This is a genomic window from Gilvimarinus sp. F26214L (assembly GCF_054401055.1).
Genome location: NZ_JBTIYG010000017.1, coordinates 65741 through 81672 on the forward strand (window position 1 = coordinate 65741; position 15932 = coordinate 81672).

Below are 15932 nucleotides of genomic sequence, written 5' to 3' on the forward strand. Positions count from 1 at the left end.
ACAGTGTTGGGGCTGACAGTCCATTATCCGGTGTGGCTGGTTAATTACGTCCTGCGAGTGTTACCTATCGTTACCCGCGCTCGGGCGAGTAACGCGATCGAGCACTATGAAGGAGTGGTCGTAGGGGTTGGAGGGGTCGGCTTGATGGTCTTCCCGGCCTACCTCGATCCACTCTTCACGACTGATCTCCGGAAAAAAAGCATCTCCTTCGATCTGGGCATGGATCTGCGTCAAATATAACCGGTGAGCCTGAGGCAGCACTTCCCGGTAGATTTGCGCACCGCCAATAACCATAACCTCTTCGTTTCCATCGATCAACGATAAGTTTCGGGCTCTTTCCAACGCTTCCGGCAGAGTATGAGCGATCTCGACACCACCATCGAACCGCCAGTCAGTTTGACGAGTAACCACAATATTAGTTCTGCCCGGCAACGGCCTGCCGATGGATTCGAAGGTCTTTCGCCCCATGACAATCGGCTTTCCCATTGTCACGTTTTTGAAATATTTCAGGTCGGCCGGTAGGCGCCAGGGCATTTTATTGTCCCGCCCGATTACGCGATTATCCGCCATGGCGACTATCAGAGAAACTTGCATCGGTCCATCTTACAACACTATCCCGGTGACGTTCTGTTTTTTGTTATACGGCGACCGGGGCCTTGATATGGGGATGAGGGTCGTAGCCCTCCAGCTCAAAATCGTCAAACACAAAACTGAAAAGGTCAGTCACCGCCGGGTTCAGCTTCATACGCGCCAGGGGGCGGGGTGTGCGCGCAAGCTGCGTCTCTACCTGGTCCATATGGTTGAGGTAGAGATGCGCATCACCGAGCGTATGGATAAAGTCGCCCGGCTCGAGATCGAGCACCTGAGCCATCATCATCGTCAACAGTGCGTAGGAGGCGATATTGAAAGGCACACCCAGGAAGATATCCGCACTGCGCTGGTAGAGCTGACAGGAAAGCCGGCCTTCGGCCACATAAAACTGAAAGAACGTGTGGCACGGGGCGAGCGCCATACGCCCCGCGCGGACATTATCCTGGGGGCTGATCGACTCATCGGGCAACTGGGCGGGGTTCCACGCGGAAACAATCAGACGCCGGGAGTTGGGGTTGCGGCGAATCTGTTCGACGAGTTGGCGCATCTGATCGATACTCTCGCCATCGGGAGTGGGCCAGGAGCGCCACTGAAATCCGTAGACCGGCCCCAGATCGCCCGAGTCCAGCGCCCATTCATCCCAGATGCTCACACCGTTCTCGCGCAGGTACCGGGTATTGGTATCCCCCTTCAGAAACCAGAGCAGCTCGTGGATGATCGACTTGAGGTGGCACTTTTTGGTGGTAACCAGGGGAAAGCCTTCCCGCAGGTCGAAGCGCATCTGGTAACCGAAAACGCTTCTGGTTCCCGTGCCGGTGCGATCGCCTTTCTCAACCCCGTGGTCGCGCACATGGCGCATCAGTTCCAGATATTGTTTCATTGATTACAAATTCTTCTGCTTGAGATCAGTAACGGAGAGGCCGCGTACGCGGGTTGCGGTAGGTCCAGACCAGCACCCCGGCACCCACCAGGATCATCGGCAGCGAAAGCAGCTGCCCCCGCGTGACCCAGCCAAAAAGATCGAACTGGATGTGGGCATCCGGCTGCCGGGTAAACTCCACAGCGAACCGAAAGCACCCGTACAGGAGTACAAACAGTGCCGCCACTGCTCCGCGTGGCCGCGGTCGGGCTGCATACCAGTACAGGATGACGAAAAGCACCAGACCTTCCAGCGCCGCCTCGTAAAGCTGGGAGGGATGACGGACGAGCCCAAGCTCATCTTTCGGGAATACCATGCCCCAGGGCACGTTTGTCTCCCGTCCCCACAGCTCCTGGCCGATGAAGTTACCGAGCCGCCCAAATCCGAGCCCCGGGGGAACTGCCGGAGCGACGAAGTCCATCAGGTCCAGAAAGTGTATTCTGTGCTTCCGGGCATACAGCCACATCGCCGCAACAACCCCGAGCATGCCGCCGTGGAAGGACATTCCCCCTTCCCATACCTTGAACAGCCACAGCGGGTTGGCGAGAAAGACGTCAAACTGATAGAACAGCACATAGCCGATCCGGCCACCCAGGATCACCCCCAATGCCCCGTAAACGATCAGATCTTCGATCTGTTCTTTGCGAATGGACGTATGCTTCAGACGGCTGCGGCGGACCGCGATCCACCAGGCGGCGGCGAAGCCACAGAGATACGCAATGCCGTACCAGTGCACCTGCAGAGGGCCAAGGGAGAATGCGACGGGATCGATGTCGGGATAGCTCAGCATAGGGGTTTGCCGGTGATCTGTGGACGAGTCAGAGTCAACGCCGCTTAGGGCGTGGCGGGACCAAACGAGCCGGCGATCATACCACTTACAAAAAACAAGATGCCAATAGTCGCATCCGCGGGAGATCAGAACAGTGTGTTTGATACTACTTGCATATAAGGCCCATTCGGAATTGCCCGTGGTGGTAGCGGCCAACCGGGACGAGCGCTACGACCGGCCCAGCCGCCCGGCGGGCTTCTGGCCCGATCACCCCGAACTGCTGGCCGGCATGGACCTGGAGGCGGGAGGGACCTGGCTGGGAATCACCCGCAACGGACGGTTTGCCGCAGTCACCAATTTCCGCGCCGGGCAGCGGCGGGCCGGGACCTTCCGCTCCCGTGGTGAGCTCACGCGGGAGTTCCTCGTTGGCGGCGCATCACCCGCGGACTACGCCCGCGACGTGGTCCGGCGCGGGGCCGATTACCAGGGCTTCAATCTTCTGCTGGGCAACATGGACGAGCTTGTCTATTGCGAGAACCTGAATCACCGCTGGGAGCGGCTGCAGCCGGGCATTTATGGGTTGAGCAACCATCTGCTGGATACGCCCTGGCCAAAAGTGATCAGTGGCAAGAACCGACTCACGCAGGTACTGACCCAGTGGCACAGCTCCAGCCGCGCCGAGACCGGACAGCTGCTGGACATCCTCACGGACCGGAATATTGCGGAAGATGAATTTCTGCCGGATACAGGAGTGGGGCTCGAGGCCGAGCGGCATCTTTCGCCCATCTTCATCGAGGCGGGACAATACGGCACCTGCGCGTCCACCGGGATCATTGTGGACGAAACAGGCCGTACCACTTTTCATGAACGAAGCTTTTACGACCGGGAGCCGCACGAGGAGCTTCATCAGTTCCAGCTTTCCGGTTGAGTGCTGCTCCAACTCAGGCCTGGATTCGCGAAGGGCGCAGCAATCGGGTAATGCCGGCCTGCTGCAGCATCTCCTCGACTGTCGCGTTGATCTCGTCAGCGTCCATCATTCTCATCACCCGCTCCAACAGTTCTTCCGCCTGCACCATGGTGATGCTACGTATGACCGACTTGACCTTGGGCAGGTTGGTGGCGTTCATCGACAGCACGTCGTAGCCCATGGCCGCAAGCAGAATCGCGGCGCCGGGGTCGCCCGCCATTTCGCCACAGATGGTCACCGGCGTCCCCTGGGCATGGGCCTCGGTCACGATAAATTGCAGGGCCCGCAGGACCGCCGGATGGAAGGAGTGGTAGAGGTCCGCGACGCGGGCGTTGTTGCGGTCCACCGCCAGCAGATACTGGGTCAGGTCGTTGCTGCCCACGGACAGAAAGTCGGCCCGGGTGGCCAGCTCCCGCACCTGGTAGACCGCCGCGGGCACTTCCACCATGACGCCGATGGGGGGCAGCTCCAGTTTGTAACCCTCTTCAAGCAGCTCATGGTAGGCGCGGTAGACCAGAGTCTGGGCGACTTGCAGCTCGGAGATGCTGGTGATCATGGGCAGCATGATGCGCAGGTTGTTGAGGCCTTCGCTGGCCTTGAGCATGGCCCGAACCTGTGCGAGGAAGATTTCCGGGTGATCCAGGGTCACGCGGATCCCCCGCCAGCCGAGGAAGGGGTTGTCTTCTTCGATGGGGAAGTAGGGCAGTGACTTGTCGCCGCCGATATCCAGAGTGCGCATGGTAACCGGGTGCGGCGCGAAGGCTTCCAGTTGCTCCCGGTAGATGACCCGCTGCTCCTCCTCGGAGGGGAAGCGATCGCGCAGCAGAAAGGGCACCTCGGTGCGGTAAAGGCCCACACCTTCGGCGCCCCGCTCAAGGGACCGGAATACGTCCGCCATCAGGCCGGTGTTGACCCAGAGAGGAACCCGGTGGTGGTCCAGGGATTCGCAGGGCAAATCCTTGAGGGCTTCAAGCCCCTTGACCAGTTGCTGCTCTTCTTCGTAAATGGCTTCGTAGCGCTTGCGCAGCTCCGGACCGGGATCGCTGTAGACGATGCCGTTGTAGCCATCCACCACCAGTTCCCTGCTATCCAGCTGTTTGTACGGCAGGTCGAGGGCAGCTACGACGGTGGGTACGCCCATGGCGCGGGCGAGAATTGCCACGTGAGAATTATGGGAACCCTTGCGGGACACAAGCCCGGCCAGTTGCCCCTTGGGGACCTCGCCGAGCATGCCGGCGGTCAGCTCTTCCCCCACGAGGATGGAATTCGCGGGGTATACCCGGCTTTCCCGGGACGATTCCTGTAAATGCAGCAAAACCCGGCGCCCCAGATCCCGGACGTCGGCCGCCCGTTCCCGCAGGTAGGCATCATCCATGCTGGAGAAGTTGAGCTCGTGCTCGAGAATCACCTCACTCCAGGCATAGGGTGCGCAGATGCCCTGCTTGATGCGCTCGATCACCTCACCCGCCAGGGATGAGTCGTCCAGCATGCTGATGTAGGCATCGAACAGCGCTTGCTCTTCGCGATTGAGCCGCGATTTCAGCTGCTCACCGAGATCCTTGATCTCGTCCCGGGTGAGCGCAAGGCAGTGCTTGAAAAAGTCCAGCTCGCCCTGTATTTCGTCGACATCGATCACCCGGAAAGGCACCGAATGCAAGTCGGCAATCGGTGTAATGACCACAGCCGTACCCATGGCCACGCCCGGCGCGCCCGCCACTCCACTGAAGCGGGCCTGGCGGGCCTTCTGCCCGATCTGCTCCAGCACGCCGGTCGCCTCGGCGTGGGCAATCACCGCCGCCAGCTGGGCGGACAGGGTTACCAGAAAGGCTTCCTCCCCTTCGTCGAAGCGACGTCGCTCCGACTGCTGCACCACCAGCACCCCCAAAACCACACGGTGATGAATGATGGGTACACCCAGGAAAGCGTTGTAGCACTCTTCCCCTGTTTCGGGAAAATACTGGAAGCTCGGGTGGGACTCTGCGTCCTCCAGGTTGATGGGCTCTTCGCGCATGACGACCCAGCCCACCAGCCCCTCGCGAGGCCCCAGGCGAACCTTGCCCACCGCATTGGGATTGAGGCCGTCGGTGGCCATCAGCAGATACTTGCCGTCGTCGTCGCGCAGATAGACGGAGCACACCTCGGTGGCCATGGCCTCCTTGATGCGGGTGACGATGGTCTCCAGCACCGTCTTCAGGTCCCGGGCGGCGTTGACTTCCTGAACGATGCTGCGGAGGTATTGCAACATGTAGGTCAGCTCCGCCGACCGGTCGAAGAGCGAGCAGGCCGCTCATCTATCGCAGTGACAGGCCCGGCCGGCTCGTCAAGCGCAATGGTTTCCACGCGCTTCTGAAAATTGAAGTAGGGCGCGGCCAGTTCCTTCAGCGCCCGGCGGTACACGTCCCGCTTGAAGGACACCACCTTGTTCAAGGGATACCAATAGCTGACCCAACGCCAGCTATCGAACTCGGCGGTGGTGCAGCGATCGAGGCAGATCCGGTGTTCTTCAGAGGTGTGCCGGAGCAGAAACCATTTCTGCTTCTGGCCAATGCAGAGCGGCTTGGACTGATGCCGAACAAGATGGCGGGGGAGGCGGTAACGCAGCCAACCGCGGGTACAGGCCAGGATGTCTACGTCCGCTTCCTGGAGGCCGACCTCCTCGTAGAGCTCGCGGTAAAGGGCCGCTTCCGGACTCTCGTTGCGCTGGATACCGCCCTGGGGAAACTGCCACGCGTCGTGACCTCCGACGCGGCGAGCCCAGAGAATCTTTCCGCGCGGGTTGGTCAGGATGATTCCCACGTTGGGGCGGAAGCCTTCCGCGTCAATCACAACTCACTCCTCCAAGAATAGGTGGGTTGATCCTGCGGAACCTCCTGTATCGCGTCAGCCTCGCTGGCGATCAGGTGCCGCTGTTGCGGCGAGGGCGGTCGGGCTCGGAGAGGCCCTTCAGCGCTCCTGGCCACAACGGTCCGCGTCCCCTCATCCTTTTCCATGGAGCCGGGATGGACCGATCAAACAGGTTCGAAGGGTTCCTGTATACCACAACCGGGGGCCCTGTGCAGCGGCCCGGGGAGACGAGCGCTGCAATTTTCCCCGGCCGGGGGTTGCCCTCCGGACCCGCAGGAACGGCCGATTTGGCGGAACCTTCGGCAATTTTGACAGCAGGACATCTACATATTTTTCGCGCCAGTGTAAGATGGCCGCCCATCATTGGCTCCATTTGCGCGCCCGGTTCGCGGCGTTGCTTCATCGATGAGATCAGCACATGCCAACAGCAAAGGAGGCGACGTGAGCCTCGTTCTTTTTGACCTCGACAACACCTTGATTGCCGGCGACAGTGACCACCTGTGGGGCGAATTCCTGGTGGAACAGGCGGTGGTGGATGCGGCGGATTACCGGGCGCGAAACGATGAGTTCTACCGGGCTTACCAGCGCGGCGAACTGGACATCCAGGCCTACCTGGCCTTTGCCCTCGCCCCGCTCAGCCGCTTCAGCGGCACCGAGCTCCGGGAACTGCACCGGCAATTTATGCGCGACAAGATCGAGGCCCTGCGTCTGGACAAGGCTCAGGCTCTTATCGGCCGCCATCAGGCAAACGGCGATGTGCTGGCGATCATCACTTCCACCAACCGCTTCGTCACCGAACCCATTGCAACCATGCTGGGCATCGAACACCTGATGGCCACGGAACTGGAGATGGATGGTGACCGCTACACGGGCCGGATCGTCGGTGTGCCCTGTTACCGCGCCGGTAAGATCGACCACCTGGAGAACTGGCTGCGCCGCAACCCCCACGATCTGAGCGGTTGCACCTTCTACAGCGATTCCATCAATGACCTGCCGCTGCTGGAAAAAGTGGACAACCCCGTGGCGGTGGACCCGGACCCCACCCTTGCAGCACTCGCCCGCGAACGGGGCTGGGACATTATCTCCCTGCGGGACGAAATCAGTCAGGAGGCCGGAACATGACCCTGAACACCTGCTCATCCGCAAGGCTCCTGGCCGCGGCGCTTCTGATCACTCTCGGCGTGTCCGGATGTGACAACCAGAGCCGCTCGACGCCCCCCCTGCCGGAACCGGAACCCCTGGTCCTGGAGGACCCGGAGCTCGATCGCGCCACCATCGGCATCTGGTTGCGCGGCGTCGGCATTCTGGACGCGGGCATCGGAGAAGCGCGGGAGCTGGTGACGGCGGTGGAAGCCCTGCTGGAAACCCCAGGGGAAGAGAGCCTGCAAAAGGCACGCAGCGCCTGGCACCGCGCCCACAACGCCTACCTGCAGTACGAGCTGTTTACGGCGCTCGGTGGGAGCAATCCGGGGCTCTTTGGACCCATGGGCGAATACGATTTTGCAGTGGAAGCATGGCCCATCCAGCCGGGCTACCTGGACGCCTATGACGTGTACACCCACAGCGGCATCGTCAACGACGCAGCCATGCCCCTCACCGCCGAGGCCCTGCGACAGCAACACGGTTTCACCGATGCGAGCGACGTGAGCCTGGGCTTTCACGCCCTGGAGTACCTCTTGTGGGGTGAAGACAGTGAGCGGCCAGCCGAGGATTTTGCCCAGGCACAGCCGGATACCGCTCAAGAGAATGCCGGTGTCCGCCCGGTGGACCTGCCCGGCAATCGCCGCCGAACACTCACCGCACTGCTGGCCAACCTGCTGGTGGACGATCTCTCGGCCTTCAAGGAGGCGGTGGAAAACCCCAACGGCCTGCTGCGCCGGAGCTACCTCGCACTGCATTCCGCGAGCCGCCTGGAGCTGCTCCAGAATGCGGCCTATGGGCTACTCAATCATCACCAGAACCTGCTGCAGGCCCAGCTTGAGGGCGAGGGGGAGGCCGTGGGCTCCGACAGCCTGCACCACAGCCCCTTTGCCGGTGGGGCTGCACGCAGCTTCGGCCACACTCTGCACGGATTGGAAGAGCTGCTACTGAAGACAGGGGAAGATGCCTTGGGCCGCTGGACTTTGCCCGAAGGGGAAGAACAGAGTCAGGTGCAGGAATCCCTGGCGCAACTGCGCGGAGAACTGCTGGCGTGGGAGGAGCAGGCCTGGCCTCCGACGGGGGAGCAGGGCGCGGCCATGGCGGCGAGGCTGTCAGAACTGGCAGATCACTTTGAACCTGCAGAAATTCCAGCTCCGGAATGAGGCCGCAGGAAGGCAGAAGCACGAGCGGGCCGGCATAACGCCCGCTTCCCGCTCAAATGGGCCGACCTCATTCCCGCTTCAACCGCGCGGAACGAGGCCAGGTCGCCCGGATCAGTCTTCGTCCTCGATGGACTCCCGATAGCCGTCCGCATCCAGAGCATCGTCCAGTTCGCTTAGATCGCTGGGCTTCACCTTGAAGAACCAGCCATCGTCGAACGGCGAGCTGTTGACCGTCTCCGGAGCCTCTTCCAAAGCTTCGTTCACCGCGACGACTTCGCCGGACACCGGGGAGAAAATGTCGGACGCAGCCTTCACGGACTCCACCACTCCAGCTTCCTCGCCGGCCGTAACCTCGCTGCCCACTTCCGGCGTCTCCACGAACACCACATCACCCAGCGACTCCTGGGCGTGATCCGAGATGCCGATGGTCACCGTGCCGTCGCTTTCCACGCGGGCCCACTCGTGGCTCGGCAAATATTTCAGGTCGCTGCGAAATTCACTCATTACTTGTCCTCGTTATGCAAATTCCCGGGGAGTCGCCCCTCACACCAACGGCTTGCCGTTGCGTACGAAACAGGGCTTGACCACGTCCACTTCCAGTTCCTTCCTGCGCACTTCCACCAGGCAGCGGCCCCCCACGTCGGAGGGGACCCGAGCCAGTGCTATAGAGAGCCCAAGGGTGGGCGAGAAAGTTCCGCTGGTAATCACTCCGGTGGCGTCACTGCCCGGAATGCGAACTACCTGCTCCGCGCGCAGCACACCTTTGTCGCGCAGCACCAATCCCACAAGCTTTTCGCCAACACCAGCGGCCCGCTCCGACTCCAGGGCCGTGCGACCGATAAAGTCCCGGTCCGCCGGTTCCCAGGCAATGGTCCAGCCCATGTTGGCCACCAGAGGTGAAACGCTCTCATTCATTTCGTGGCCGTAAAGGTTCAGGCCCGCTTCCAGGCGCAAGGTATCCCGGGCTCCGAGGCCACAGGGTTCTACCCCGGCGTTGATGAGGGTCTCCCAAAAGCCCACCACTTCCGCATCGGGCATGATGATCTCGAGGCCGTCTTCCCCGGTATAGCCGGTCCGGGAGAAGAACCAGTCGCCCTGCAGGCTGGCCTGAAAGGGTTTCAACTGACGGAGGTCCTCGGCAAACTGGGGCAGAACTTCAAAGACCTTGGTGAGCGCCTGGGGCCCCTGCACGGCGAGCATGCTCAGTTCGTTGCGTTCGGAGATGGTGACGTCGAAGCCCTTCGCCTGTTCCTGCATCCAGGCGAGGTCCCGGTCGCGGGTCCCGCAATTGACGACCGTTCGATACCAGTCGTCGAAGCGGTAAACAATGAGGTCATCGATGACGCCGCCCGCTTCGTTCAGCATGGCAGTATAAAGGGCCTTGCCCTCCACGCCGGCCAGCTTGTCCACATCGTTGGCCAGCAGTTTGCGCAGGTAATCCCGCGCGCCGGGGCCGGTGACGTCCACAATGGCCATGTGGGACACGTCGAACACCCCGGCGCCACTGCGCACCACCCGGTGCTCCTGGATCTGGGAGCCGTAATGCAACGGCATGTCCCAACCGCTAAAATCCACCAGCTTGGCAGACAGTGCGCGATGTTGTTCGTACAGCTCGGTGTGCTGCCCCATAATGTGCCGGCCCCTTCCGTTGAAAGCGCGCATTCTACTGCCCGGGATGGCAAATGAAAATGGCGAGGGACCCGAGCGAGCTCAACGCAACATCTGCGCGCCTGCCGGGTCCATGGACAAACAACAATTGGCGCCATGACGCCGACGAGGACGATTTTCCATGAAATGGCTAAAACGCAGCCTCGCTGCCATCGCGGTTCTTCTGGTTCTGTTGATCATTGCGGTTCTGTCGTTGCCGTTCGTAGTCGACCCCAATCGCTTCAAAGGGCCGCTGGAGAACATCGCGGCGCGACAAAACATTCTCCTGCGGTTGGAGGGCCCCATCGATTGGCAATTCTTTCCAGAGCTCGGCTTGTCGCTGGAAGGCGTTTCCATTGCCGCGCTGGATGCACCGGACCAGCCGCTGGGCCGGGCGGGCGCCGGAACCGCGGCGGTCGCTCTGATGCCCCTGTTTTCCGGACAGGTGCAGGTGGACCAGCTGATACTGAAAGATCTCGCGGTGGATCTGGTTGTGGACGAGCAGGGCCGCGGCAACTGGGAAGCCCTCAGCCAGGGTTCGGAGCCAGCGGAGGAGCCGACTCCCGCGGAGGAAGACACAGGCTCTCAGGACCTCCAGCTTTCCGTGGAGCGCATTGCCCTTGAGAATGCATCGCTCAATTACCAGGACCGGCAAACCGGCCAGAGCTTCGCGCTGGACAGCCTCTTCGTCGAGCTGACCGACGTCAATCTCGATGAGAGAGCGTTTCCGCTGAGCGTCGAAGCGCAGGTTCGCGCCTCGGAGCTGCCCAATCCTGTGGACTTACAGCTTGCGAGCCAGCTCCAGGCCAACGGCGCACTGGACCGATTCAATCTGCAGGATGGGCAACTGGTGCTCTCCGTGGCCGGGGAAGAAGACGCGCGACTGGCCCTGGCGTTAAACGCCAGCGCCAACCTGGAAGACGCCCTCGCTTACACGGCCAATATTGAACTCGAACCCTTTGATGCACGCGCCCTGCTCACCGCCCTGGGTCAGGAGTTGCCGGCCATGGCCGACCCATCGGCGTTGACCGCCGTGGGCCTGGCCGCGCAGGTGGAGGGTGATGAAAGCAATGTGCAAGGCCGAGAGCTGACTCTGGTGCTGGACGAAACGCGCCTCAGCGGCGACTTCGCGCTCGCCCTGCCGGAGGGCGGGCTGCCCACAGCGCAATTGCGGCTGCGTGGCAACCGCATCGATGTGGACCGCTATCTGCCCCCGGAAACTGACGACAATGAAGCGGCGCCGCAGGACAACACCTCAAGTGCCAGCACCGCCACGACGGACGCAACCGGCCCCGAACCGCTCCCCTGGGATAGCCTGCGCGGCTTCAACGCGGACCTGGAACTGAGCATGGACGAGATCGTCGTCATGGCCATGCCCGTTACCCAGGCGCGTCTGACGGTCAGGGGCCGGGATGGAATGTGGAACCTGTCCGAACTGGCGGCCAACTTCTACGAAGGCACCCTGCAAAGCAGCGGCAGCCTCGACGCACGTGCCGCTCGCGGGGACCGTGCCGCACTCCAGTTCGCCGCCCAACTGGAGGGCCTTGCGGTGCAGCCCCTGCTCCGGGACTTCGCCGAGTTCGAAGACCTGAGTGGCAATGTGAGCGGGCGGCTGGAAACGCAGACCGAAGCCGCCACCGACGAAGAGCTGATGCAGAACCTCGAGGCGATGTTCACCTTCACCAGCCCGGTGCTGACCTTTCAGGGCTTCAACGCGGAATACTTCTACTGCCAGGCGGCCACCCAACTGGGGGACGGCGACATGCCCGCCACCGAATGGCCGCGCCGCACCCGGATCAGCGAAGTGGAAGGCCGACTCAGCGTGGCCGACTCCCGACTCACGATCGATACCTTGAACGCGAACGTGGAGAACCTCGTCCTGACCTCCACCGGCTATCTGGATCTGGAAGCCATGGATTACCGCATCCGCATGCCCATGCGCCTGCCCCAGGAGCGCACCAGCCCCTCCGGCTGCCTGGTGGAGAGCAACTTCCTGCGTAACCGCGAACTGGATGTACTGGGCTGCGCCGGGTCCCTGGACACCATGGATTTCGGCGAGCAGTGCGGGCTGGATACCCAGGCCGTGGCCGACCTGGCGAAGGACGCAGTGCGCTACAACCTGGAAAAACGCACCACCGAGAAGAAGGAAGAAGTTCGCGAGACACTCAGGGAGAAGCTCCGCGAGCGACTTGGCGGCGACGAGGACGAGGAAAGCTCCAGCAACCTTCTCAAGGACCTGTTGCGACGATGACCTTTGATTTTTCCGGCGCGGTACTCCAGTGGTTCGACCAGCACGGGCGCACCGAACTGCCCTGGCAAAAAAACCTGACTGCCTACCGGGTGTGGCTGTCGGAAGTGATGCTGCAGCAAACCCAGGTGGGCACCGTCATCCCCTACTTCGAACGCTTCACCCAGGCCTTCCCCACAGTGAAGGACCTGGCGGCGGCGCCGCTGGACGAAGTTCTGCACCTGTGGACCGGACTCGGCTACTACGCCCGCGCCCGCAACCTCCACGCCTGCGCCAAGCGGGTCGTGGCCGACTACGACGGCGAGTATCCAGACTCGGTGGAGGAACTGGCGGAACTGCCCGGCATCGGCCGCTCCACCGCGGGTGCCATCTTCAGCCTCACCTGGGACCGCCCGGCGCCGATCCTCGACGGCAACGTCAAGCGGGTTCTGGCCCGCTTCTATGCCGTTGAAGGCTGGCCCGGTCGAACCGCCGTGGCCAAGCGGCTCTGGGCCCTGGCGGAGCAGAACACACCCGAGTCGCGCAGCGCCAACTACACCCAGGCCATGATGGACCTGGGCGCAACCGTCTGCACGCCCCGGCGCCCCCAGTGCGAGATCTGCCCCCTGGTCACCCAATGCCTGGCCGCGCGAGGCAACCCCGAGGACTACCCCGGTAAAAAAGCAAAGAAGGCACTGCCCGTGCGCCAGGTGCAAATGCTGCTATTGCTGAATCCCCGCGGCGAAATCCTCCTTGAGCAGCGCCCGCCCCAGGGCATCTGGGGCGGGCTCTGGAGCCTGCCGGAGCTGGCACCCGAGGCTGAACCCATCGACTACGCCGGTGGCCTGTGCCCCAAAGCCAACCTGCTGGAACGCTGGTCCACGCTCCGGCACACCTTCAGCCACTACCACCTGGACATCAGCCCCGTACTCCTTCAGCTGGGCACGGAACCGGCGCGCATCATGGCCGACGACCGCTTCCTCTGGTATAACAGCGCCCGGCCCGCCAACGTGGGCCTGGCCGCCCCCGTCAAACGCCTGCTCCGGCAGCTCGGGGAGCTCAAACCCGCTCAGGCCAGCCTCATCTGAATCACCCAGGGGGACCCCATGCCACGCACCGTGTTTTGCCGCAAGTACCAGCAAGAAATGGAAGGCCTCGACCAGCCCCCCATGCCCGGCCCGCTGGGGCAGGATCTGTATGACAACATCTCCAAACAGGCCTGGCAGGACTGGCTGGCGCACCAGACCATGCTCATCAACGAAAAGCACCTCAACATGATGGACATGACCTCCCGCACCTACCTCAAGGAGCAGATGCAGAAGTTCTTCAGCGGGGAGGAAGTGGACCGGGCGGAAGGCTACGTGCCGCCGGAAGAATAACCAGGCTGGAGTACCCCGCGCCTCCTTGACTCCAGGCCGCCGATCACGTTTAATACGCGGCCTCTTGCAGGAAGATAGTCAGGCCACCGGCCAACTCATCCTTCCCGCCTCCTTGCCCAGATAGCTCAGTCGGTAGAGCAGGGGATTGAAAATCCCCGTGTCGGTGGTTCGATTCCGCCTCTGGGCACCATCTATTCCCAGCAAAATCAGCAGCTTACGAGAATCCAGCCGTCAGTTCGGCTGTGTTACCATGCTCTGCCAAATACGCTGGAATACGTGTATTTACGCTAGCCTACGCTGGTGTCCTCCCCCTCAGCTCCCCCCTAAATACTTCTAAACACCTTGGAGGTATTGATGACCACTGCTAGTCAGAAACGAAACTGCTCGTTCAGCCTGAAAGCGAGAAAAGCGTTGCAACCGGGGCCGGAAGTGACCGAGAACGGGCTTGTCTCCCGGAAGAGAAAGGACGGTATCCAGCGTCAACTATCGTGGCCGGTTCAGCGTCAATTAACTTGGCCGGTTGATGCTGAACCTATGATCCCTTCTTCTGGATCGTTTTCCTTCTGTAGCTCTCACCCTGGCAGTGGATGATGGTTGCGTGATGGACCAATCGATCGATGGCGGCAACCGTCATGACACTGTCGTCGAACAGCTTGTCCCAGCTCTCGAACGCTTGGTTGGAGGTGATCACGAGGCTGTGTCGTTCGTAGCGATGAGCAATGAGCTCGAACAGTACGCTTGTCTCTTGCTCGGTTTTCTGGGTGTACCCCAGGTCGTCGACAATGAGTACAGCATAGCGGTCTAGCTTGTTGAGAAGATCTGTGAGTTTCAGCTCGGCCTTGGCCCGTTGAAGTGATTGCACTAGGTCGGTGGCCGGCATGAACTTGACCCGGATACCAGCGTCGACCAGTCCGTAGCCGATGCTGCACGCCAGGTGCGTTTTGCCCAGGCCGCTGGCGCCGAACAGCAGCACGTTCTCGCCGCGTTTTACCCAGTCCGGTTGGTTGATTAGCTGGCGGACGTGCTGCTGGGTGACGCCCTCCACCGCATGGAAGTCGAAGTCGCCGAGTTGCTTACCCGGTGGCAAGGTGGCTTCTTTCAAGTAGCGGTGTAGCCGTTTGTCCTCCCGGGTGGCCAGTTCAATGGTGCATAGCTCGACCAGGTACTGCTCAGGCGCCCAGTGTTCGCTGACGGCTTTCTCAGCTAGCGACCGCCACTGCTTTTGCATGCTGGCCAAGCGCAGGTTTTTCAACATTAGAGGCAGGCTGGCGGCGACATTACTCATGGCAACCCCCTGTCGTGAGCAGGGCCTGGTAATCGCTTAGGGCATGTTGCTGGACGATCATATCCGACAGCAGCATGCGCGGTGAGGCAAGGAAGCGTTCCTCGCAGTGCAGAATGCTGGGGAGCGCGTCACGTTCTATACCGGCCACGACGAACCGTCCCAGGGTATCTTCCCGGTCGCTCTTCTTGGCGAGGTGGAGCAGGCGAACGATGTAGTGGCAGGCGGCATCCGCATTCAGGGTTTTGTCCACGTAGCTCCAGATACGTCGGTAATCTTCGTTGGGCAATAGCTCGTCGCGCCATTGGGCGTGGCGGAAGGCGCGGGGCTTTTTGACCAATGACTCGATCACGTGGCGGTAATCGATGCTGCGCAGGCGTTGCTGCTTAGAGGCGTACTGGCGTGGGAGAGTCAGTGTGTGCTGGCCTGCACACCAGAGCTCCAAGCGATCATCGAACAGGTGCACTGTCAGGCGGCTACCGATTAGACGTGATGGAACGGTGTAAGTTACTCGTTTCAGCGCAATGGTGCTGGTGCTGCTGACTCGTACCGTGTGCTGGCTGTAATTGACGCTATCGTAAAGAGGTAGCGGTTGTAATTGTCGCTGCTCGTCTTTGAAGGCGCTCGAGAGGCGCCGGTTACGGCGGTCCAGGACACCCTGTAGGAAGGCCTGGTATTCAGCCCGGCTTCCAAAGTCGAAGCTGCCCCTTAGCAGTAGCGCCTGCTTGAGCTGTCGCTTGATATGGTTGTTGGGCGACTCGATCGCTCCGTTCTCATGCGCCTGCCCCCGGTTGTTGCGGGTAGGCTGGAGATTGTAATGGCGGCACAACCCGGCGAATCGCTCTGTGAAGTCGTTTTGCTCCTGTCGGTTCTTGTAGGCAGCACTCAGGCTATCGGTACGTAGTTGTCGCGGCACACCGCCGCTGGCCCTGAAGGCGCGTTGTAGCCCGTCCGCCAGGGCACTGAAGCTCTCGCCGCCGTAGACGACCTGGGCGTAGGCCCAG

General features: G+C 61.6%; 15 protein-coding genes and 1 tRNA gene. 7 read left to right on the top strand and 9 right to left on the bottom strand.

Features of this window, described 5'->3' with window-relative positions:
- Positions 1–60: 60 nt before the first annotated feature.
- Genes folA through lgt form a run of 3 tightly spaced genes read right to left on the bottom strand, consistent with a single transcriptional unit; the run spans position 61 to position 2300 of the window.
- A complete protein-coding gene (gene folA / locus ACURWW_RS15690; RefSeq protein ID WP_445617853.1) occupies positions 61–594 on the bottom strand; it encodes a type 3 dihydrofolate reductase in 534 nt (177 codons plus the stop codon).
- Positions 595–637: 43 nt separating this feature from the next.
- Complete coding sequence (locus ACURWW_RS15695; RefSeq protein WP_445617854.1) at positions 638–1471, bottom strand: thymidylate synthase; 834 nt, start codon at positions 1469–1471, stop codon at positions 638–640.
- 25 nt (positions 1472–1496) lie between these two features.
- Positions 1497–2300: a prolipoprotein diacylglyceryl transferase gene (gene lgt, locus ACURWW_RS15700; protein WP_445617855.1), complete on the bottom strand. Its 804-nt coding sequence runs from the start codon at positions 2298–2300 to the stop codon at positions 1497–1499.
- A 139-nt stretch (positions 2301–2439) separates the two neighbouring features.
- Between lgt and ACURWW_RS15705 the strand changes: the two genes are divergently transcribed.
- Positions 2440–3207 carry an NRDE family protein gene (locus ACURWW_RS15705; RefSeq protein ID WP_445617856.1) on the top strand — a complete coding sequence of 256 codons (768 nt, stop codon included), beginning with the start codon at positions 2440–2442 and terminating at the stop codon, positions 3205–3207.
- A 13-nt stretch (positions 3208–3220) separates the two neighbouring features.
- On the opposite strand, the gene ptsP is transcribed toward ACURWW_RS15705, so the two are convergent.
- The gene (ptsP, locus tag ACURWW_RS15710) at positions 3221–5491 is read right to left on the bottom strand and encodes a phosphoenolpyruvate--protein phosphotransferase (protein ID WP_445617857.1); all 2271 of its coding nucleotides are present in this window, start codon (positions 5489–5491) and stop codon (positions 3221–3223) included.
- A 5-nt stretch (positions 5492–5496) separates the two neighbouring features.
- On the bottom strand, positions 5497–6072 hold the full coding sequence (rppH, locus tag ACURWW_RS15715; protein WP_445617858.1) for an RNA pyrophosphohydrolase: 576 nt from the start codon (positions 6070–6072) through the stop codon (positions 5497–5499).
- 459 nt (positions 6073–6531) lie between these two features.
- Between rppH and ACURWW_RS15720 the strand changes: the two genes are divergently transcribed.
- Together ACURWW_RS15720 and ACURWW_RS15725 are read left to right on the top strand one after the other, a co-directional pair.
- A complete protein-coding gene (locus tag ACURWW_RS15720; RefSeq protein WP_445617859.1) occupies positions 6532–7212 on the top strand; it encodes a histidinol-phosphatase in 681 nt (226 codons plus the stop codon).
- A complete protein-coding gene (locus ACURWW_RS15725) occupies positions 7209–8393 on the top strand; it encodes an imelysin family protein (RefSeq protein WP_445617860.1) in 1185 nt (394 codons plus the stop codon). The genes ACURWW_RS15720 and ACURWW_RS15725 overlap by 4 nt, the downstream gene beginning before the upstream one ends.
- Before the next feature lie 111 nt (positions 8394–8504).
- On the opposite strand, the gene gcvH is transcribed toward ACURWW_RS15725, so the two are convergent.
- Positions 8505–8897: a glycine cleavage system protein GcvH gene (gene gcvH / locus ACURWW_RS15730; protein WP_445617861.1), complete on the bottom strand. Its 393-nt coding sequence runs from the start codon at positions 8895–8897 to the stop codon at positions 8505–8507.
- 39 nt (positions 8898–8936) lie between these two features.
- Positions 8937–10022: a glycine cleavage system aminomethyltransferase GcvT gene (gene gcvT, locus ACURWW_RS15735; RefSeq protein WP_445617862.1), complete on the bottom strand. Its 1086-nt coding sequence runs from the start codon at positions 10020–10022 to the stop codon at positions 8937–8939.
- A gap of 160 nt (positions 10023–10182) precedes the next feature.
- On the opposite strand from gcvT, the gene ACURWW_RS15740 reads away from it, so the two are divergent.
- From ACURWW_RS15740 to ACURWW_RS15755, 4 genes are all read left to right on the top strand, one after another.
- Positions 10183–12291 (top strand): AsmA family protein, encoded by a 2109-nt coding sequence (locus ACURWW_RS15740; RefSeq protein ID WP_445617863.1) that lies wholly within the window; start codon positions 10183–10185, stop codon positions 12289–12291.
- A complete protein-coding gene (gene mutY, locus ACURWW_RS15745) occupies positions 12288–13355 on the top strand; it encodes an A/G-specific adenine glycosylase (RefSeq protein WP_445617864.1) in 1068 nt (355 codons plus the stop codon). The genes ACURWW_RS15740 and mutY overlap by 4 nt, the downstream gene beginning before the upstream one ends.
- An 18-nt stretch (positions 13356–13373) precedes the next feature.
- The gene (locus ACURWW_RS15750) at positions 13374–13646 is read left to right on the top strand and encodes an oxidative damage protection protein (RefSeq protein WP_445617865.1); all 273 of its coding nucleotides are present in this window, start codon (positions 13374–13376) and stop codon (positions 13644–13646) included.
- A gap of 114 nt (positions 13647–13760) precedes the next feature.
- Positions 13761–13836, top strand: a tRNA-Phe gene (locus ACURWW_RS15755).
- A gap of 342 nt (positions 13837–14178) precedes the next feature.
- Here the strand turns inward: ACURWW_RS15755 and istB are convergent.
- Together istB and ACURWW_RS15765 are read right to left on the bottom strand one after the other, a co-directional pair.
- A complete protein-coding gene (gene istB / locus ACURWW_RS15760; RefSeq protein ID WP_458618512.1) occupies positions 14179–14931 on the bottom strand; it encodes an IS21-like element helper ATPase IstB in 753 nt (250 codons plus the stop codon).
- Positions 14924–15932, bottom strand: a 1009-nt coding sequence (locus ACURWW_RS15765; protein WP_445618376.1) for a Mu transposase domain-containing protein, incomplete at its 5' end; no start/stop codon positions are given. The genes istB and ACURWW_RS15765, both read right to left, overlap by 8 nt.